The organism is Dietzia massiliensis (genome assembly GCF_018390595.1).
Classification (GTDB): domain Bacteria; phylum Actinomycetota; class Actinomycetes; order Mycobacteriales; family Mycobacteriaceae; genus Dietzia; species Dietzia massiliensis.
On sequence record NZ_JAHBAV010000016.1, the window covers coordinates 25,934 to 45,971 of the forward strand.

A 20,038-nucleotide genomic window follows, 5' to 3' on the forward strand; every position below is an offset into this window, starting at 1 on the left:
CGCTGATCGGGCAGGTCAGAGCAGTTCGATGATGGTGGCGTTCGCCTGGCCGCCGCCCTCACACATCGTTTGCAGGCCGTACTTGATGTCCTTGTCCTTCATGTGGTGGACGAGGTCGGCGAAGATGCGCGCGCCGGAGCCACCGAGCGGGTGACCGAGCGCGATCGCGCCGCCGTTGGGGTTGAGTTTGGCCGGGTCCGCGCCCGTGTCGGCCAGCCACGCCATGGGCACGGAGGCGAACGCCTCGTTGACCTCGAACACCCCGATGTCATCGATCGACAGACCCGACTTCTGCAGGGCCTTGGCGGTCGCAGGGATCGGCGCGGTGAGCATGATGACCGGGTCGTCACCCGCGAGAGTCGCGGTGTGCACGCGAGCCAGCGGGGCGCAGCCATACTTGGCGGCCGCCTCCTCGCTCATCACCAGGATCGCCGCCGAACCGTCGGAGATCTGCGAGGCGTTGCCCGCGTGGATGACGCCGTCCTCCTTGAACGGCGTCTTGAGCCCGGCCAGTCCCTCGACGGTGCTCCCGCGGCGGATACCCTGATCGGTGTCGAACACGCCGTCCGGGGTGGTCACCGGCACGATGTGCCCGGTGAAGAACCCGGCGTCCTGTGCCGCGGCGGCCTTCTCGTGCGAGGCCACCGCGAACTCGTCGAGCTGGGTGCGGGAGAAGCCCCACCGCTCGGCGATCATCTCGGCGCCCACTCCCTGATTGGGCGCGATGCCGTCGTACCGGTCCATGAAGTGCTGCCCGTAGGGGAACGAATCGGCGGACACGTGCGAGCCCATCGGTACGCGGGTCATCGACTCCACGCCGCCGGCCACGACCACGTCGTGGTACCCGGACTCGACGACCGCGACGGCGAAGCTCAGCGCCTGCTGCGACGACCCACACTGCCGGTCGATCGTCACGCCGTTGACCGTCTCGGGCCACCCGGCGGACAGTGCGGCGGTCCGGGCGATGTCGCCGGCCTGCTCACCGGCCTGCGTCACACAACCCCAGATGACGTCCTCGACGACCGCCGGGTCGATCCCCGCCCGCTCGACGAGCCCGTTGAGCACCACGCCGGACAGGTCAGCCGGGTGCATCCCGGCCAGGCCGCCCTTGCGCTTGCCCACCGCGCTGCGCACGGCCTCCACGATCACTGCACCCATGTGCTTCTTCCTTCACTCTCGTGCGTCCCCCGGCGCCGGTCACCCCGGCTACTGGTGGGACATCCTAGGGTTATCCGATGTACGGCGGGGTCTTCTTCAGTTCGCCTCGCGCGATCGTGCGGCGGTGGACCGCGTCCGGGCCGTCGACGATCCGCAGGGCCCGCGCCCACGCGTAGAAGTACGCGAGCGGGGTGTCGTCGGAGACGCCGGCGCCGCCGAAGACCTCGATGGCCCGGTCGATGACCGCGCACGCCACCTGCGGCGCGATGACCTTGATGGCCGAGATCTCGAAGCGGGCCTCCTTGGCGCCGACGGTGTCGATCATCCACGCGCAGTGTTGGACCTGCAGGCGCGCCTGGTCGATCTCGATCCGCGAGTTCGCGATGTGCTCCTGCACCACCCCCTGGCTGGCCAGGGAGCCACCGAAGGCGTGGCGGGACTTGGCCCGGTCGACCATCAGCGCGAGCGCCCGCTCGGCCATCCCGATGGCGCGCATGGCGTGGTGAATGCGGCCCGGACCCAGGCGCGCCTGAGCGATGGCGAATCCGGCGCCCTCCTCACCGAGCAGGTTGGAGGCGGGCACCCGCACGTTGTCGAACACCAGCTCACAGTGCCCGTGCTGGTCCTGGTAGCCGAACAGGGGCAGATTGCGCTCGATCCGTAGCCCCGGGGTGTCGCGCGGGACGAGGACCATGGACTGCTGCCGGTGGGTCTCGGCGTCGGGGTCGGTCTTGCCCATGACGATGAGGATCTCGCAGCGGGTGTCGGCGATGCCCGTGATCCACCACTTGCGACCGTTGATCACGTACTCGTCGCCCTCGCGGCGGATCACGGTCTGGATGTTGGTCGCGTCGGAGGAGGCGACGTCGGGCTCGGTCATGGCGTACGCCGAGCGGATCTTCCCCTCCTTGAGCGGCTCGAGGTACCTGGCCTTCTGCTCATCGGTGCCGAACAGGTGGAAGGTCTCCATGTTCCCGGTGTCGGGGGCCTGCGAGTTGATCGCCTCGGGGGCGATGACGGGCGACCATCCCGTGATCTCCGAGACGGCGGCGAACTCGAGGTTGGAGATCCCCGACCACTCGGGCAGGAAGAGGTTCCACAGGCCACGACGGCGGGCCTCGGCCTTGAGGTCCTCCATGATCGGCGGGTAGGCGTTGTCGCCGTGCTCGCGCAGGTAAGCCGACCACACGGGCTCTGCCGGGAAGACGTGCTCCCGCATGAACTCCCACATGTTCTCCTGCAGCTCGACGCTGCGCTGGCTATGAGCGAATTCCATTGTTTCTACTCCTGTAGTGGCTGTCGGCGCGGACGCGGTCAGTGCAGGGTCATGCCACCATCGACCACGAGGGTCGCGCCGGTGATGAAGGACGAGGCGTCGGAGGCGAGGAAGACCAGCGCTGAGTCGAGTTCGGGCTGCAGTCCGAGCCTGCCGAAGATGGTGCTGCCGGTGATGTCGGCGAGCATCTTCTCGGGGATCTCGTCGGTCATCTCGGAGGCGAAGTACCCGGGGGCGAGCGCGTTGACGCGGATGCCACGGCGGCTGCCCCACTGGTGGGCCAGGTCGCGGGTCAGGCCGAGAACGGCCGCCTTGGTCGCGGAGTACGCGGCCTGCGGCGCGAAGCCGGCGGTCAGGCCCAGCACGCTGGCGACGTTGACGATGCTCGAGCCGGGCTGCATGACGGCCGCGCACTCCTTGGCCGCCCAGTAGGCGCCGTTCAGGTTGACGTCCACCACGCCGCGAAACTGCTCGGGCGTCTCCTTGAGGGCGGGCACGGCGGTGCCGAGTCCGGCGTTGTTGACGAGGATGTCGATGCGCCCGTGGGCGTCCATCACCGCGCGGACCATCGCCGCGCAGGCCTCCGGGTCCGCGACGTCGCAGGCCACGGTCATCGCGGTGCCGCCGGACTCACGCAGGTCGTCTGCGAGCGCCTCGAGCCGGTCCCGGCGCCGGGCGGCGAGCACGACGGTGGCGCCGGCCGAGGACAGCGCGCGGGTGAATCCCGCCCCGAGGCCGGAGGACGCGCCGGTGATCACGGCGACGCGGCCGTCCAGGCGGAAGCGGTCGAGAACGGGCACCGCCGACTGCGGTCCCGTGCGCGGATCGACGGGCGACGGCGCGGCGGTGGTCGCGTCGGTCATCACTTGGTCCCCTTCCGGGAGTCGAGGATCGAGTGGCCGTGGTCGACCAGCTCGCGGATCTGCGGGCCGATGTCTCCGAAGTCCTGTCCGGCCATGTCGCCGGCCTCGGAGCGGGTGGCCACGCCCTGGGCGATGGCGGCGAACTTGAACGTGGCGAACGCCAGGTACCAGGGCATGTGGGACGGGTCCGTGCCGGTGGCGTCGCAGTACCGGTCGAGGAGGCGCTGCGGCCCCGGCCACCCGGGTTCGGTGGTGACGGTGGGGATGAGCGGCACCGTCGGCCCGTCGGGATCGCCCCAGTACAGGACGGTCTGTGCCAGGTCGGCGACGGGGTCACCGAGCGTGGACAGCTCCCAGTCGAGGATCGCCTTGATGCGCCCCGGGTCGTCGGGGTCGACGACGTAGTTGTCCAGTCGGTAGTCACCGTGGATGATCCGCGACGACGGCGAGGTGGGCATGCTCTCGCCGAGACGCGCCGCCAGGTCGGGCAGGCGCTCGGCCCGGACAGAGGCACTGGACTTCTCCGACTGGCCCAGCCAGCGTCGGAGTTGTCGCTCCAGATAGCCCTCCGGGCGTCCGAGATCGGACAGGCCCACGGCGTCCTGGTCCACGGCATGGAGCGCGACCAGGGCGTCGATCTGGGCGTCGGCCATGGCCGCCTTGTCGTCGTCGGACTCGGCGAAGCCCGGCGGTAGCACGTCACGGATGACGTGGCCGACCACCTTCTCCATCACGTAGTACGGCACGCCCAGGTCCTCACCGGTGGTCTCGTTGAGCACCACCTTCGCGACCGGCACGTCCGTGTCCGCGAGCCCGAGCTGGATGCGTGCCTCGCGACCCATGTCGTGGGCGCTCGGCAGGAGCTTCCCCGTGGGCGGCCGCCGCAGGATGAGCTCGCCGGCGTCCGAGCGGAGCGTGAACGTGAGGTTCGACTTGCCGCCGGCGATGAGCTCGGCGTCGAAGTCGGTCCACGCCCGGTCGCCGGTGGCCTCGGCGATCTTCGGACCCACGATGTCGGGGCGGAGCAGCTGGTCGAGCGACAGGCCCGTGGCCTCTGACGATGATGGGGTCATGGAGTTCGATCCTCGCTGTTGATGGGCGGCCGGGTGAACGGTTCGGAGCGGATCCGGGCTGCGTAGTTCGGAGACGCCTGATCAGTGCTGGCCGACCCGGTGCAGGTCGTGGCCCCGGGTCTCCTTCATGAAGGCGGTCGCGACCATGGTGCAGACGCACAGGGCGATGATGTACGCGCTGATCATCCAGTACAGGTCCCACTCGATGAACTGGGCGTTGAGGTACGGGGCGCTGCCGCCGAACACGGCGACCGAGAGCGAGTAGGCGAACCCGATGCCGGCGGTCCGCATCTTCGTGGGGAACGCCTCGGACATGAACGAGGACAGGATCGACCCGGCGGCGGCGACGAGCGTCATCGCGATGAGCGAGGCGACGAACAGCGTCCACGGGCGCTCGTCGATCATCCCCATCAGCACCGGCGTGGTGATGATGGTGCCGACACCGAAGATGAAGATCACCGGGCGGCGGCCGATGTGGTCCGAGAGCAGACCCCACAGCGGCAGGGTGCCCAGCGCGATGAGCTGGCTGGCGAAGATCATCCAGAACGCGGACTCGGAGTCCATGCCGCGCTGCGTGATGGCGAACGTCGACGCGTAGGAGCTCCACGTGTAGTGCGCGACCGTCATGCCGGAGACCATGGCCACGACGAGCGCGATGGCGCCGGCCAGCTTGCGCCGCGAGAACGTGACCGCGGTGCCGGACGCCTCGGCCTCGGCCGCGGCCTTGTCGAAGACGTCGGACTCCTCCATGCCGCGACGCAGGTAGAGCACGAACAGGGCGAACACGGCGCCGAGCAGGAACGGCACGCGCCAGCCCCACTCGCCCACGGCGCTCTCCGACAGCACGGCGGTGATGCCGCCGCCGATGCCGTAGGCGATCACCGTGCCGCCCATGATGGCGACAAAGACGAGGCTGCCCCACATGCCGCGACGGTGCGGGGGCGCGATCTCGGCCACGTAGCTGTAGGCGGTCGCCGACTCACCGCCGTGCGCGAAGCCCTGGACCATGCGGCACAGCAGCAACAGGCCGGAGGCGACGATCCCGAGTGCTCCGTAGGTCGGCAGCAGGCCGATGAGCAGACTCGCGCCGGCCATCATGAGCATGGTGGTGACGAGGACGAACTTGCGGCCCTTCACGTCGGCGATCCGGCCGAAGACGATCCCGCCGAGGGGGCGCATGAGGAAGCCGACGGCGAAGACGGCGAGGGTGGCCAGCAGCGCGGACACCGGGTTGTCGTTGTTGAACATCGCTGCGGCGATGTAGGGCGCGAAGACCGCGTAGGCGGTCCACTCGTACCACTCGAACAGCTGCCCGGTGGTGCTGGCGGCCAGGGACCGGATGCTGCTGCGGTTTCCCCGTGCCGTCTGCACGGGTGGTGCGGCGTCGGCGGTAATGGCGCCGTTGTCGCCGGCGTTCAGGGTGGCCTCGGCCATGTCAGTGTCCTTCGGTGTGAGGGGAGGTTCGGGGCGCGTGGTCAGGGCTGGTCGGGGGCATGCGCGTCTCGGAGCTCGCGACGGCGGATCTTGCCGGTCTGGGTCTTGGGAAGTTCGGGGACGAGGTGGATCTCGGCCGGTCGCTTGTAGGCGGCGAGCCGAGCGGCGGCGAACGCGATCAGCTCGTCCTCCGTGGCGGTACCGCCGGCCTTGAGCGAGACGAACGCGACGACCTTCTCCCCGCGGTACTCGTCGGGCAGGCCGACGACAGCGGCCTCGAACACGGCGTCGTGTTCGTAGAGAGCGTCCTCGACCTCGCGCGGCCAGACCTTGTAGCCGGAGGCGTTGATCTGGTCCTTGAGCCGGTCGACGAGGTAGACCCAGCCGACCGCGTCCATGACGGCGACGTCACCGGTGTGCAGACGCCCGCCGGGCATGGTCGACTCGGTCGCGGCCTCATTGCGCCAGTAGCCCGAGACGATCTGCGGCCCGGACAGCACGAGTTCGCCCTGCTCCCCGGGCGCGACAGGGGCGTCGTCCGCGTCGACGACCTGGGCATCGATCCCCGGTAGCGGCACGCCGATCGACAGGGTGCCGCTGGCGGCGTCGACCGGCGCCCGCAGGCCCGGCGGCACGGCGATCACACCGGAGGTCGTCTCCGTCATGCCGTAGCCGTTGTGGATGTAGTGCCCGAACCGCTCGGCGAACCGCTCGACCGTCGACGGCGGGATGGGGGCACCACCGCTGTAGAGGGTCTTGACCGCGGCGAAGTGTTCCGGGCCCGCGCCCTCCAGGCGCATGAGCGCGTTGTACGCGGTTATCGAGCCGATCGTGAACGTGACGCCGTGCTCACGGAACGCGTCGAGTACGACCTCGGGCCGGAACCGGCCCGCGAAGACGAGCGTCGCGTCGCCGATGAGGGCGAGCGTGGCGTTGGCGACGGCGCCGGTGATGTGGAAAAGCGGAGCGATGGCCAGGACGACGTCCCCCGGCGCCACATCGACGAAGTCCGCGAGACTCCGGGCGACCGCGACGACGTTGCCGTGCGAGTTCATGGCCCCCTTCGGCGGCCCGGTCGTGCCCGACGTGTAGGTGAGCAGCGCCAGATCGTCCGGCGTGACCGTGACCTGCTCCGGCGTGCGACCCTCGAACCGCCGGATGAGCTCGACGAGGTCCCCGTCCGCGGAGGGCTCCGCCGGCTGCTCGTCGCCGAACGCGCGGGGATCGTTCCGCGTCTGCAGATCCCGCTCGCTGGTGCTGACGACCCAGGCCACGTCCGTACCGCTGACGGCGTCCCGGATGGCGGGCACGTCCCTGTCGGTGGCGATGATCCCGACGGCACCGGAGTCGGCGACCGGGAGTAGGAGTTCGCGTCCGAAGTACATCGGGTTGAGCACCACGGCCGCCGCGCCGATCTTCCACAGCGCGAGCATCGCCAGCGCGTACTGGGGGATGTTCTGCAGGTGGATGCCCACCCGGTCGCCCGGCGCCACGCCGCGGACCTGGAGCGCGGTGGCGAGCGCGTCGGACATCTGGTCGACCTCGGCCGCGGACAGCTCGGTGTCGAAGTAGGCGATCGCCACCCGATCCGGCGCCGCGGTGACACGCTGGCGCCACGCCTCGACCAGGCTCGATCGTCGCGCCACCGCACCCTCGTCCAGCCCTGGACGGTATAGCTCCCGCCATGGTCGCAGCTCGCTCTGACTCATCTCGCTCCTCCCGTCGCCGCCTGTTCCGGCGTAGCCGACCGAGCGATCGCTCGGTGTGCCATAGTGTTGCGTACACCACATGGGGTGTCAAGCGGAGGGCGGCTATAGGGTGATGGAGATGAGTGAGGAGATCGCGACCACGGCGGATTGGCGCGAGTTCGGAGACGACGCGCTCTCCCCTCCCCTACGCGCCGCGCTGGGCGTGTTCGCGCGCCACGGCTACCACGGAGCCTCTATCCGGATGATCGCCGAGGCCGCCGGACTGTCGGTGCCCGGCCTGTACCACCACTACCGCTCCAAGCAGGCGATCCTCGCCGCCCTGGTCGACACCGCGATGGCCGAGATGCTCGCCAACACCGCCGCTGCCGCCGACGATGCCGGCGACGATCCGGTGACCCGCTTCGAGAACGTGGTGGAGTGTCTCGCCCGCTTCCACATGGCCCGGCGCGACCAGGCGTTCGTCGCCTCCACCGAGATGCGCAGCATGGAGCCGGAGGTACGCGCCCACCACGTCGGCCAACGCGATGCCCAGCAGGAGATGATCGAGGACGCCATCCGCGCGGGCGTCGAGTCGGGCGACTTCGCATGCGAGTTCCCCGAGGACGCGGCGCGGGCGATCGCATCACTGTGCGTCTCCATCGCGAACTGGTACAGACCCGACGGCCCGCTGAGCGCTGACGACGTCGTGTGTCGCCACGTCGAGTTCGCCCGCCGGATGGTCGGGGCGACCGCCCACTGACCAGCGGCGGTCAGCGCCTCCGCTTACCCTTCGCCGGGGACACGCCCCGCTCCGCTGGCCGCACCCCGCGCTCGGCGCGAGCCCGCGCCTTCGCCGCCGTTTTCTCGCGGGCCGTGCGCTTCTCGCGCGGTGGCTCCCCCGCACCCCGCGACGTCGATGCCGTTCGGCCCCGCACGATCCCGACGAACTCGTCGATGAGCTGGTCCCCCTCCCGCGCGGGCGACCACGCGACTCCCACGCGGGTGGTCGCCACACCCCCGAGCGGCCGGGCCACCACGTCCCGACGACTCAGCGACCGTGCGTACGGCAGCGGCAGCGCGAGCAGCCCGACCCCGGCCGCGACCAGGTCGACGGCGGCGGACACCTCCTCCGGCGTCGCCGTGACCGCGTCGACCGGATCGAGCCATCGCTCGGCCTCGAGGTCCTCAGGGCTCAACGAGTCGAACGCCCCGAGCTCGTGATCTTTCCCGGCGAGCACGGCCATGGTCTCGGTGTACAGGGGGATCCGCAGGAGTCCAGGCGGCGCCGACCGCGGCGCATCGTCGGCCTCACGGAGAAAGATCACGTCGAACCCGTCGTCGCCGGCGGACCGGGCCAGGTCCGGCCGCGGGTCCCCCACACGCCGAGCCGTGATCGGCACATCGGGGTTGCGCTCGCGCCACCGGGTGAGCCACTTGTCGGGCTGGACACCTGGGACGTATCCCACGCGCAGGCGGGGGCCGATGCCCGCGCTCTCGTCGGTCACCGGCCCCCGCCTGTCGTCGTGTGTCTAGGAGTCCTCAGCCCAGGATCGTCCAGTCCTCGAGCCCCTCGTACAGCGGCTTGGCCTTCGCCAGGGCGGTCACCCGCTCGCGCAGGCCCGCGGTGTCGGCGTCCTTGCCGGCCGCCAGGGCGGCGCCGATGATGTCGGCGACCTCACGGAAGTCGTCTGCGGTGAAGCCGCGCGTCGCCAGGGCGGGCGTGCCGATCCGCAGGCCGGAGGTGACCATCGGTGGCCGGGGGTCGAACGGCACGGCGTTACGGTTCACGGTGATGCCGACCTCGTGCAGCAGGTCCTCGGCCTGCTGACCGTCCAGCTCCGAGTCACGCAGGTCGACCAGGACCAGGTGGACGTCGGTCCCTCCGGTGAGGACCGAGACACCGGCGTTCTTGCAGTCCTCGGCGGTGAGCCTCTCGGCGAGGATCTTGGCGCCCTCGAGGGTGCGCTGCTGCCGCTCCCGGAACTGCTCGGTCCCGGCGATCTTCATGGCCGTGGCCTTGGCGGCGATCGCGTGCATGAGCGGCCCGCCCTGCTGGCCCGGGAACACCGAGGAGTTGAGCTTCTTGAAGAGCTCGAGGTCGTTGGTGAGGATCATGCCGGAGCGCGGCCCGCCGAGCGTCTTGTGCACGGTCGTGGAGACGACGTGTGCGTGCGGGACGGGGCTCGGGTGCAGGCCCGCGGCGACCAGGCCGGCGAAGTGAGCCATGTCCACCCACAGCTTGGCGCCGACCTCGTCGGCGATCTCGCGGAACTTCGCGAAGTCCAGCGTCCGGGGGTAGGCCGACCAGCCGGCGATGATGACGTCAGGCTTCTCCGCCAGAGCCATCTCACGGACGGCGTCCATGTCGACGAGCATCGTCTCGGCGTCGACCTCGTAGGCGGCGACCTCGTACAGCTGGCCGGAGAAGTTGAGCTTCATGCCGTGCGTGAGGTGTCCACCGTGGGCCAGGGACAGCCCCATGATCTTGGAGCCCGGCGCGGCGAGCGCCATGAGCACGGCGGCGTTGGCCTGGGCCCCGGCGTGCGGCTGGACGTTGGCGTACTTGGCGCCGAAGACCTCCTTGGCGCGGTCGCGGGCCAGGTTCTCGATGACGTCCACGTGCTCGCACCCGCCGTAGTAGCGGCGTCCCGGGTAGCCCTCGGCGTACTTGTTGGTGAGCACGGAGCCCTGCGCCTGCAGCACCGAGCGCGGCACGAAGTTCTCCGACGCGATCATCTCGAGCGTGTCCCGCTGACGGGCCAGCTCGCCGGCCATCGCCTCGGCGACCTCCGGATCCAGTTCGGACAGGGAGGCGGAGAACACGTCGGTGTTCGGGTCGGTCATCGTTGCTCCTCGCGCGTGGGCTTCTCGCTTCGTACGAATCGTGTGGGCCACGGCTCGTCTCGTCGTCGTCGTCAGTCTAGTGCCACGCACCCTGACACCCTCTCCCCCGTGGCCACCTGCCACAATCGGAACCCGTGAGCAGACATGCCGGCGACTACACGCCGTACGTGGAGTTCGACCGCCGGAGCTGGCGGCGGCTGCGGCGTGCGATGCCCATGGTCCTCACCGAGCAGGATCTCGAAGGGCTCCGCGGCCTGGGTGAGCACCTCGACCTGGACGAGATCGCGGAGATCTACCTCCCGCTCAGCCGCCTCATCCACCTGCAGGTCTCCGCACGTCAGCGGCTGTTCCAGTCCACCAACCTGTTCCTCGGTGAGACCGTCGACGCGCCGATGCCGTTCGTGATCGGTGTCGCGGGCTCGGTGGCGGTGGGCAAGTCCACGTCCGCCCGTGTGCTGCGCGCGCTGCTCACCCGCTGGGACTCGCACCCCCGGGTCGACCTGGTGACGACCGACGGGTTCCTCTACCCCAACCGCGAGCTCCAGCGTCGCGGGCTCATGCACCGCAAGGGGTACCCGGAGTCATACGACCGCCGCGCGCTGCTGCGCTTCGTCACCGAGGTCAAGTCCGGCGCGCCCGTGGTCCGCGCGCCGGTGTACTCACACACCAAGTACGACATCGTGCCGGGTGAGCACATCGAGGTGCAGCGGCCGGACATCCTCATCGTCGAGGGCCTCAACGTCCTGCAGACCGGCCCGCGGCTCATGGTCTCGGACCTGTTCGACTTCTCGCTCTACGTGGACGCGCGGATCGAGGACATCGAGCAGTGGTACATCGAGCGGTTCCTCGAGCTGCGCAGCACGTCGTTCTCCAACCCGGGGTCGCACTTCGCGCACTACGCCGACCTGTCCGACAACGCGGCGCGCCTGGCCGCGCGCGAGATCTGGAACTCGATCAACCGGCCGAACCTCGTGGAGAACATCCTGCCCACCCGGCCGCGCGCCACGCTGGTGCTGCGCAAGAACTCGGATCACTCCATCCAGCGGCTGCGCCTGCGGAAGATCTGAGGCCGCGCCCGCGCGCACTCCCCGAACCCCGCCTACACCGGCGGCGCGCCCGTCTCCCCCTCTGGAACGCCCCGCCGCCGCAGCTCGGCCTCGGCCCGGTCGAGACCCCCGTGTTCGAGCGCGGCCAGCCAGCTGCGATCCGACCACACGAGCCGCCCTCGCCGTCGTACCTCCACCTCGAGCTCCCCGGTCAGGTGCTCGATGGACCCTGCGGAGTTGCGGTTCTCCGACGGCAGCGGCACGGGCAGGACGTGCGCGCGGTCGAGCGGCGACCGCCCGCTGACGCGGATGTCCCAGCCGTAGCCGCGTCCCTCGAGCTCCCACCTCTCGTCGGTGACGTCGGCGCGCACGGGCGAGACCACGGGGTTGCCGAGCCGCACGACGCGCCCGCCGGGGAGCCGCACGACGAGCGCGGTGACCTCGGTGCGTAGCGGGCCTGAGTGGATCTGGCCGCCGGCGAACGCGACGCAGGTGTGGGGCTCGGAGAACGCCTGCGCCTGCCCCCACCACCACGAGTCGGGGAAGCCCTCGGCGCCCCAGTTCTTCTCGCCGTACACCTCGGCGTCGTCGAAGTCCCAGCGCCGGCCGTCGAGCTCGGCCCACCCACTGGCGCGCCCACCGAGCAGCCAGGGGTGCCAGTACTGGTTGAGCGCGGGGACGGACTGGAAGATGCTCGACCCGCCGACGGCGCGATGCGGCCACTCCACGGGGTCGGTGATGTCCACGTGGAGCCGCGCGCCCTCCCCCATGTCCACGCGGATGCCGTCGCGTCGGTACTCGAACTGTCCGCCGGACCGGGCGCCGATGCGCGAGGGGTCGGCCCACCCGTGCGGCGCGGCGGCGAGGCGGAGCGTGGAGACCGCCGCGGAGGACGACGACGAGGAGTCCCCGTCACCGGGCCGGCGGGCGCCACCGGCCTCGAGCGGGATCATCACCTCGTCGGAGGCCAGGCCGAGCGTCGCCCAGTGCCCGTCGGGTCCCCGGTTGACCCCGATGAGCGCGATGGCCACGCGCCCGCGTTCGCGGTCGGTGATCCGGAGGAAGTACCCCTCCATGGCCACGCCGTGCGCGCGGAGCGGATCGCCGAAGGGCAGGTCTGCACCGGTCGCCCGGTATCGCCGGAGGAGTCCCATGCGGATCAGCGTCCCATATCGGGCCGGGTCCGGGGTCGCGCCGGCCGTGGCGGCATCGTTTCCGGGGTGTGGTCGACCGCCGACGACGTGCGGGACCACCTGGCCACGCCGCGTGACTGATCCGGCCGGCCGGCGGTGTCTCAGTCCGCGTCGACCGGGCGGTCGTCCGTGGCCGGATCCAGCTTCCGGACGAGGCTCGGGGCGAGCTCCGAGAGGTCGTACTCGGCGAGGAGGCGGCTGACCTCGTCGTCGTCGACCCCGGACAGCACCCTCCCGATGGTGACACCGTGCGTGGGCTCGCTGACCACCCGGATCTCGTCGCCCGCCCCGACCGGCCCCGGGGCGAGGACCCGTGCGTACGCGCCCGGCCGCCCGCCCTCGGTGAAGCGACGCACCCACCGCGGCTTCCCGACACGGTGGGCGAAGGTCTGGCACGGGATACGCGGGGTGGTGACCTCCATGCGCAGGCCGGGGGCCCCGGCGGCGGCGCCGGCGGCGCCTGCAGCGGCCACCTCCAGCACGGTGCCGATCTGCAGCTGCGAGGTGTCGATCCCAGTCACGCGGAGGTTCTCGCCGAAGTATCCGGGCGGGATCGGGCCGCCGAACTCGGGCTCCCACTGCTCGACGTCGGAGTCGGAGAGCAGATAGACGGCCTTCCACACGCCGCCGTGGTGCTTGCGGTCGGCCTGGACGTCACCGTGGAGGCCGTACTCGCGGACCTGGACCGGGCCCTCGACCGGGCGCTTGTCGATCGCCGTCACGCCGACCCGGCCGGGCACGGTCAGAAGCTGGTCGACCACGCACACGGCCCGGACGGTGAACGACGCGGGCACGGAGGACCCCGCCGGGGTGCTCGCCGGAGTGCTCACTGCCCGAACCGGCGATTGCGGGCGCTGTACTCGCGGAGTGCGCGCAGGAAGTCCACGCGGCGGAACGCCGGCCAGTAGGCCTCGGTGAACCAGATCTCCGAGTACGCGCTCTGCCACAACAGGAAACCCGACAGGCGCTGCTCGCCGGACGTGCGGATCACGAGGTCGGGGTCGGGCTGCCCGGACGTGTAGAGGTGCTCCCCGATGCCCTCGACGGTGATCCCGTCGACGAGGTCCGCGCCCGTCCGGCCCTCGTCGATCAGCTGCTCGACCAGTTCACGGGCCGCGTCGGCGATCTCCTGCCGCCCGCCGTAGCCCACCGCCACGTTGACCTTGACGCCCGGTCGGCCGGTGCTCACCTGCTCCGCGTGGCGCAGGCGATCGGCCAGCCACTCGGGCAGGAGCTCCAGCCGCCCGACGATGCGGACCTCCCAGTTGCGCTCCGGCCTGGTGATTTCGTCCACGACGTCGGCGATGATCTGCAGCAGCTCGCCGAGCTCGTCGGCGTCGCGGCCGAGGTTCTCGGTGGACAGGAGGTAGATGGTGGCGACGTCGATGCCGAGCTCGTCACACCAGCCCAGCATCTCGGCGATCTTCACCGCGCCGGCCCGGTGGCCGTGTGCGACGTCGGTGAACCCGGCCTCCTTGGCCCACCGGCGGTTGCCGTCGCACATCACGGCGACGTGCCGCGGCAGCCTCTTGCCCTCGAGCGACGACCGCAGTCGGGACTCGTAGAACTTGTACAGGGGGGAGGTGGCCACGCGGGAAAGAGTACCGCGCGGCACCGCCTCCTCTGTGGTGCCCCTGACCCGCTGCGCGCTCAGCTCCGTCGGCCGGCGGGAGTCAGTCCCGGCGGCCGGCGCGCACCGCCGCGGCGAGGGCACGCAGCCCGTCGGCGGTGGTGTCCCATCCCATGCAGGCGTCGGTGACGGACTGCCCGTAGACCAGTTCCTCGGCCCCGACGGACTGGGCGCCGGGCTCGATGAAGCTCTCGATCATCAGCCCGGAGATGCCCTGCTCTCCCCCGCCGATGCGCTCGGCCAGCTCGGCCACGACCTCGGCCTGGCGCTCGTGCGACTTGCCCGAGTTGGCGTGGCTGGCGTCGACCATCACGAGACCCGGCAGCCCGACCTTGCCCACGGCCGCGACCGCGGCTGCGACGGACTCGGCGTCGTGGTTCGGCCCGCGGGTACCGCCGCGCAGGATCACGTGACAGTCCGTGTTGCCCGCCGTCTCCACGACCGCCGCCCGGCCGTCGGCGTCGGTGCCGAAGAACACGTGTCCCGCCGCCGAGGACCGGCACCCGTCCACCGCGACCTGGACCTCGCCGTCGGTGCCGTTCTTGAAGCCGACCGGCATCGACAGGCCCGACACGAGCTGGCGGTGCACCTGGCTCTCCGTGGTGCGGGCGCCGATCGCGCCCCAGGACACGGCGTCGGCGATGTACTGCGGGCTGGTCGGCTCGAGGAACTCGGTGCCGACGGGAAGTCCGAGGTCGAGCACGTCCAGCAGCAGCTTGCGGGCGGTACGCAGGCCGCGCGGGATGTCGTAGCTCCCGTCGAGCGCGGGGTCGTTGATGAGGCCCTTCCAGCCGACCGTCGTGCGCGGCTTCTCGAAGTACACGCGCATGACGATGAGCAGGTCCTCGGACGTCTCCGCGGCGAGCTCGGCCAGCCGTCCGGCGTAGTCCAGCGCGGCCTCGGTGTCGTGGACCGAGCAGGGACCCACCACGACGAGCAGGCGATCATCGCGGCCGGCCAGCACGTCGGCGATCTCGGACCGACTCCGCTCGACCAGCGCCTCGCGGGCCTCTCCGAGCGGGAGCTCGCCGAGGATCTCGGTCGGGGTCGGCAGCGGTGAGTACGACAGGACGCGCCTGTCGGCGGTCTGGGTGGGGTTCTCGGCGGTGATGGTCACGGCGGTCGCTCCTGACGATTCGGTGGTGGCGGGCCGGGTGCCGTGATCCTCTTCGGTGCCCATGTCGCCCCCGGATCCGCCGCTGTTGAAAGGCGGAAGGCGGCGACCATGGTGGTCACCGCCTCTGGGCTCCGGGTGTCGACGATCCGTCTAGCGGACGCGTGCGCTCGCGGCGCGGGCTCCACCCGGAGCCCACATAAAGCGCCAATATGCGCGAGCGATCGACATGCGGACCACCGTAACAGAACCCGATCAGCTGTGGCCATTCACGCCCTCGTGATCACCACCCGCTCATCCTCCCTCTCCGCCAATCGAACCCTTGTGCTATGAGTGACACGCCGGTAGAATCGATCGCAGGTTCGATAAGGGTGCGACGCGGGCGGGGGGTGACCGGGTGGATACGACGACGACGAGGGCGTTCGGTCTCGGCGCGCTGCGCGCGGTGGACGAGCCGTTGGAGTCGTTGGACGCCTCGGCGCTGAGCGAAGTGGCGCGGTCGGTGACGCTGGCGCAGAACCTGGCCGGGGCCACCCGGCTGCATGCCGCGCACCTGCTGGTCGAGAGCTTCAAGGCGCTGGACGAGGCCGCCCACGGCGAGCCCGACGCCGATACCCGTCCCGCGCACGCCCGCCTGGACCCGGCCGACCGGGCCCGCCACCACCTGGCCGCGGCGATGGCCCTGACCGGCTGGCACGCCCGCCACCTGGTCACCGCCGGCGTGCAGATCCACACCCGCCTGCCCCGCCTACGCGACGCCGTGGAGCGGGGGCTGTTGCCCGAGCAGTTGGCCATCGACGCCGCCTGCCGCCTGGCCGGCATTCCCGACGACATCATCAGTGGTGTCGAATCCGATGTCGTGGCCCGGCTGACCCGCGACCTGGCCGGCGGTCACCGACCCAGCCGCACCGCCCTGGACACCACCGTCGACGCCTCCCGCGAGCGCCACGACCCTCAGGGCGCCGGCGACGCGGTCGACGCGGCCGCCGAGAAACGCACCGTGCGATTCCGGCCCGAACGCGACGGCATGACCAGCATGTGGGCCCACCTGCCCTCCGGCGACGCCGAGAAACTACGCCGCCGCATCGACGCCGCGGCGGGCCGTGCGCCGTTGGGGGTCTCGTGGGGCACCGACCAGCCGATCCGGATCTCGGTGATCAACAGCATCACCCAGGGCCTGCCCAACCGCGTGGAGTTCGTCACCGGCGCCTACGCCAGCTTCGACTGGCTGTGCGAGGAACTACTCTCCGGCGGCGACGCCAAGGTCCGGTTCGAACTGCTCGACCCGCAACCGGGCACCGAAGACACCCCCGAGGCCGCGCTGAAGTACCGCATCAGCCCCGCCCTGGCCGAACGCATCCGCCTGCGCGACGGCACCTGCCGCCACCCGGGGTGCACGGTCGATGCCCACGACTGTGAGATCGATCTCGTCATCGCCTTCGACCACCAACGGCCCGAGCTGGGCGGGCCCACCGCCGAATGGAACCTGGTGTGCCTGTGCCGAAAACACCACCGGGAGAAAACCTTCGGCCACTGCGCCTACCGGCCCGGACCGCTCGGCGAGCTGACCATCATCACCGAGACCGGACACGAACACCACACCAGACCCCACGGCCCCCTGGCCCAGGCCCGCGACCGCATCCTCGACCACCGCTGGCACCAACACCTCGACCGACTCATCGCCGACGACGGCCACCTCACCAACCCACCCGGCGCCGAACGCCGCCATCGCTCGTCATAGGCCACGCCGCCAGACCACATCCCGCCCGGCCCCCGGGCGCGCTCAGCGCTGCCAGGTACTCGATCGCCTGGCGACCTCGTGGATCGCGTCGATCTCGCGAAGCCCCAATCGCGATGGCCGGGACTGCAAGAAACGGCGAATACCGCGCCGCGGCACCACAACTACCGCGCCATCCGCCGGCTGAGCCTTCACCGTGAACCCGCGCCGCGCACCCACCACCGCGATGATGCCCGTGACCGGCACCGGGAAACCGACGTGCTCCGCGAGCATCCGGGACGCCCGCTCCGCCTCAAAACGGCTCTTGCGGACATAGTCGTGGCGCTGGCCGTTCACCAGGAAGACGTCGCCGCCGACCCAGACTGACGCCTTCGGGTGGTTCTTCGCGTTCACGGTGAACACCCCACCCGGGCCGACCACCACGTGATCGATGTCCGCCCCGCGATCGCCCACCCGCACCGCATGAAGAACGCGCCAGTGCACGCCCAGCCCGGCCAACTGCTCAGCGACCGCCTCCTCGCCGTCGGCGCCGATCCGCCACGCTCGCTCGTCGGTCCTCGCGTCGACAAGCCGGGCGAACAGGTGGCGAATCGTGCCCTGCGCCGCACGCTCGGCCACCGCGCGTTCGCGTGCGGAGGCGCCCGCCCGCACGTCCGCGAGATCGTGCCACCTCGGTCCGGTCGGGCCCGGCGACGGCGACTGCGACGGCGAAGGAGGCGGAGGCGGAGGCGGCGAAACCCGGCCATGGACTACCGCATCGGGCGTGTCCGTACGCGCCAACTCCGGGGACCGCGTCGGCGCCGGGCCAGGAGCTGCCGACGGGCCAGGCGCCGGGGCCGGGGTCGTTCCGGGGCCCTGATGCGGCGGTCGCTGGGCGGCGAGGTGGTCCTCGATCGCCCGGCGCAGCAATGGCAGGTTAGACATGTCGTCGGAGCGGTACCGGCCCGTCGTGAGGTCGAGATAGCCGAGGTCGGTGCCACCGGGCGTCGACGCGTAAAGGCGGTCGTGGCCGTAGCGACGCCACCGCCGGACTTTCCACTCGGTCACTGGCCCTCCTCTGCCGGATGCCACGAATCGTGACATCGCTCCGGTGCGGATAGCGACGAATCCGTCGAATGCCGCATCCACGACGGGGGTTGACCGGAGTCACTGCGAACGGCGATCGCCACGCCTCCGCCGCAGCCGCTCGCGGATGTGGTGACTCGCCACTGATCGTGCCGCGCGCTCCCGCGGCCGCCCCTCGCCATGGCGTCTCGCGCGCACCGAAGCGCAGGCCAGGCGCCATGGCGAGGGGCGGCGGCAGTGTCGGCGGGCATCCCCGCGCGCGGGTCGCCACGGCACCGCCGGATGAGGGGAATACGGCCGGCCCCCCTTTTGTTTGACATGTCAGCAACGTACGCTGGGCGCATCGACACACGGCTGGGCGTATCGACAACGAGAGGGACCACCATGCAGTTCGGAATCTTCAGCATCGCGGACATCACCCCGGACCCCACCACCGGGCGCATACCCACCGAGCACGAGCGGCTCGAGGCGATAGTCGAGTACGCCAACCTGGCCGAACAGGTGGGTCTGGACGTGTTCGCGCTGGGTGAGCACCACAACCCCCCGTTCGTCACGTCTTCTCCCACCACCACGCTGGGTTACGTCGCGGGCCGCACGAGCGAGATCATCCTGTCGACGGCCACGACGCTCATCACCACCAACGACCCGGTGAAGATCGCCGAGGACTACGCGATGCTGCAGCACCTGTCCGGCGGGCGCGTCGACCTGACGATGGGCCGCGGAAACACCGGCCCGGTGTACCCGTGGTTCGGACAGGACATCCGGCAGGGCCTGCCGCTGGCCATCGAGAACTACGAGCTGCTGCACCGCCTGTGGCACGAGGACGTGGTGGAATGGGAGGGCAAGTTCCGCACGCCGCTCCAGCAGTTCACCTCGACGCCCCGCCCGCTGGACGGCGTCGCCCCGTTCGTGTGGCATGGCTCGATCCGCTCGCCGCAGATCGCCGAGCAGGCCGCCTTCTACGGCGACGGCTTCTTCCACAACAACATCTTCTGGCCCATCCACCACACCAAGCAGATGGTGGAGCTGTACCGCCGCCGCTACGAGCACTACGGCCACGACTCGGCTGATCAGGCGATCGTCGGACTGGGCGGCCAGTTCTTCGCGCGTGCCAACAGCCAGGACGCCGTGAACGAGTTCCGCCCCTACTTCGACAACGCCCCGGTCTACGGCCACGGCCCGTCGCTCGAGGACTTCACCGCACAGACCCCGCTCACCGTGGGTTCGCCGCAGCAGATCATCGACCGCTACATGACGATGCGCGAGCACGTGGGCGACTACCAGCGCCAGCTGTTCCTCGTCGACCACGCCGGCCTGCCGCGCAAGACGGTGCTCGAGCAGATCGAGATCCTGGGCACCGAGATCGTCCCCACCCTCCGCCGTGAGCTCGACGCCCTGCGCCCGGCCCACGTGCCGGACGGCCCCACGCACGCCGCGCGGGTCGCCGCCCGTGACGCCGAGCTGGCCGCCGCCGGCGAGCCCGCCTACTCCGACGCCTACCGCTTCGGCACCGGCGACAACTGGACGGGCCTCACCGCCGAGGGCGGGCAGCGGGCACAGCAGGAGTCGCTGGCCCGCAACCGCCGCACCCAGGCCCGCCTCGCCGAGGCGCCGGCCGGAAAGGAGTCCAAGTGAGCTCCGAGCACCTGACCGACCACACCGCCCCTGACGAGCGGTCGCTCAACCTCGTCGTCGTCACCGCGGGCACCTCCGTTCCCTCCAGCACGCGGATGCTCGCCGACCACCTCACCTCCGCCACCCGCGACGCCCTCGCCCGCCACGGGCAGCGCGTCGAGGTGACGGTACTCGAGGCGCGCGAGCTGGCCCACGAGGTCGTCGACGCGACGTTCACCCGCTTCCCCGGCGAGAAGCTGAGCGCGGCGATCCGACGCGATCGGCCGCGCGGACGGGCTGAT

The 20,038-nt window shown here is 70.8% G+C and carries 17 protein-coding genes; 4 read left to right on the forward strand and 13 right to left on the reverse strand.

The annotated features are described in order from the left end of the window. Window positions 1–15: 15 nt before the first annotated feature. The 6 genes from KHA85_RS06485 to KHA85_RS06510 form a co-directional block, all read right to left on the reverse strand. Entirely contained in the window at window positions 16–1,158 is a 1,143-nt protein-coding gene (locus KHA85_RS06485) for a thiolase family protein (protein WP_213185199.1), read from the reverse strand. A gap of 70 nt (window positions 1,159–1,228) precedes the next feature. Beyond that, complete coding sequence (locus KHA85_RS06490; protein ID WP_007631291.1) at window positions 1,229–2,434, reverse strand: acyl-CoA dehydrogenase family protein; 1,206 nt, start codon at window positions 2,432–2,434, stop codon at window positions 1,229–1,231. A gap of 38 nt (window positions 2,435–2,472) precedes the next feature. Next, on the reverse strand, window positions 2,473–3,234 hold the full coding sequence (locus KHA85_RS06495) for an SDR family NAD(P)-dependent oxidoreductase (protein ID WP_213185208.1): 762 nt from the start codon (window positions 3,232–3,234) through the stop codon (window positions 2,473–2,475). A 62-nt stretch (window positions 3,235–3,296) separates the two neighbouring features. Beyond that, window positions 3,297–4,370, reverse strand: a complete 1,074-nt coding sequence (locus tag KHA85_RS06500; protein ID WP_070722716.1) for a phosphotransferase family protein — start codon at window positions 4,368–4,370, stop codon at window positions 3,297–3,299. 81 nt (window positions 4,371–4,451) lie between these two features. Further along, the gene (locus KHA85_RS06505; RefSeq protein WP_236885289.1) at window positions 4,452–5,804 is read right to left on the reverse strand and encodes an MFS transporter; all 1,353 of its coding nucleotides are present in this window, start codon (window positions 5,802–5,804) and stop codon (window positions 4,452–4,454) included. Window positions 5,805–5,845: 41 nt separating this feature from the next. Continuing rightward, window positions 5,846–7,513 carry a class I adenylate-forming enzyme family protein gene (locus tag KHA85_RS06510; protein WP_236885290.1) on the reverse strand — a complete coding sequence of 556 codons (1,668 nt, stop codon included), beginning with the start codon at window positions 7,511–7,513 and terminating at the stop codon, window positions 5,846–5,848. Between the two features lie 112 nt (window positions 7,514–7,625). On the opposite strand from KHA85_RS06510, the gene KHA85_RS06515 reads away from it, so the two are divergent. Then, complete coding sequence (locus tag KHA85_RS06515; protein WP_438802045.1) at window positions 7,626–8,252, forward strand: TetR/AcrR family transcriptional regulator; 627 nt, start codon at window positions 7,626–7,628, stop codon at window positions 8,250–8,252. 10 nt (window positions 8,253–8,262) lie between these two features. Here KHA85_RS06515 and KHA85_RS06520 read toward each other — a convergent pair whose 3' ends face one another. Together KHA85_RS06520 and glyA are read right to left on the reverse strand one after the other, a co-directional pair. Next, on the reverse strand, window positions 8,263–8,997 hold the full coding sequence (locus tag KHA85_RS06520; RefSeq protein WP_213185201.1) for a LysR family transcriptional regulator substrate-binding protein: 735 nt from the start codon (window positions 8,995–8,997) through the stop codon (window positions 8,263–8,265). 34 nt (window positions 8,998–9,031) lie between these two features. Next, complete coding sequence (gene glyA / locus KHA85_RS06525) at window positions 9,032–10,336, reverse strand: serine hydroxymethyltransferase (RefSeq protein WP_213185202.1); 1,305 nt, start codon at window positions 10,334–10,336, stop codon at window positions 9,032–9,034. A gap of 134 nt (window positions 10,337–10,470) precedes the next feature. On the opposite strand from glyA, the gene coaA reads away from it, so the two are divergent. Further along, a complete protein-coding gene (gene coaA / locus KHA85_RS06530; RefSeq protein ID WP_007631281.1) occupies window positions 10,471–11,403 on the forward strand; it encodes a type I pantothenate kinase in 933 nt (310 codons plus the stop codon). 32 nt (window positions 11,404–11,435) lie between these two features. Here coaA and KHA85_RS06535 read toward each other — a convergent pair whose 3' ends face one another. From KHA85_RS06535 to KHA85_RS06550, 4 genes are all read right to left on the reverse strand, one after another. Further along, window positions 11,436–12,536, reverse strand: coding sequence for a tocopherol cyclase family protein (locus KHA85_RS06535; RefSeq protein ID WP_213185203.1), 1,101 nt, complete (start codon window positions 12,534–12,536; stop codon window positions 11,436–11,438). A gap of 140 nt (window positions 12,537–12,676) precedes the next feature. Continuing rightward, on the reverse strand, window positions 12,677–13,405 hold the full coding sequence (locus KHA85_RS06540; RefSeq protein ID WP_308936879.1) for an MOSC domain-containing protein: 729 nt from the start codon (window positions 13,403–13,405) through the stop codon (window positions 12,677–12,679). Continuing rightward, complete coding sequence (locus KHA85_RS06545; RefSeq protein WP_061230071.1) at window positions 13,402–14,166, reverse strand: isoprenyl transferase; 765 nt, start codon at window positions 14,164–14,166, stop codon at window positions 13,402–13,404. Before KHA85_RS06545 ends, KHA85_RS06540 begins: the two co-directional genes overlap by 4 nt. Window positions 14,167–14,248: 82 nt before the next feature. Continuing rightward, window positions 14,249–15,322: a 3-deoxy-7-phosphoheptulonate synthase gene (locus KHA85_RS06550; protein WP_213185212.1), complete on the reverse strand. Its 1,074-nt coding sequence runs from the start codon at window positions 15,320–15,322 to the stop codon at window positions 14,249–14,251. Window positions 15,323–15,716: 394 nt separating this feature from the next. Here KHA85_RS06550 and KHA85_RS06555 point away from each other — a divergent pair, with 394 nt between their 5' ends. Continuing rightward, a complete protein-coding gene (locus KHA85_RS06555) occupies window positions 15,717–17,060 on the forward strand; it encodes an HNH endonuclease signature motif containing protein (protein WP_213185204.1) in 1,344 nt (447 codons plus the stop codon). Between the two features lie 42 nt (window positions 17,061–17,102). On the opposite strand, the gene KHA85_RS06560 is transcribed toward KHA85_RS06555, so the two are convergent. Further along, entirely contained in the window at window positions 17,103–18,104 is a 1,002-nt protein-coding gene (locus KHA85_RS06560; protein ID WP_308936880.1) for a nuclease-related domain-containing protein, read from the reverse strand. 402 nt (window positions 18,105–18,506) lie between these two features. On the opposite strand from KHA85_RS06560, the gene KHA85_RS06565 reads away from it, so the two are divergent. Continuing rightward, a complete protein-coding gene (locus KHA85_RS06565) occupies window positions 18,507–19,757 on the forward strand; it encodes an LLM class flavin-dependent oxidoreductase (RefSeq protein WP_213185205.1) in 1,251 nt (416 codons plus the stop codon). The last annotated feature ends 281 nt before the right edge of the window (window positions 19,758–20,038 follow it).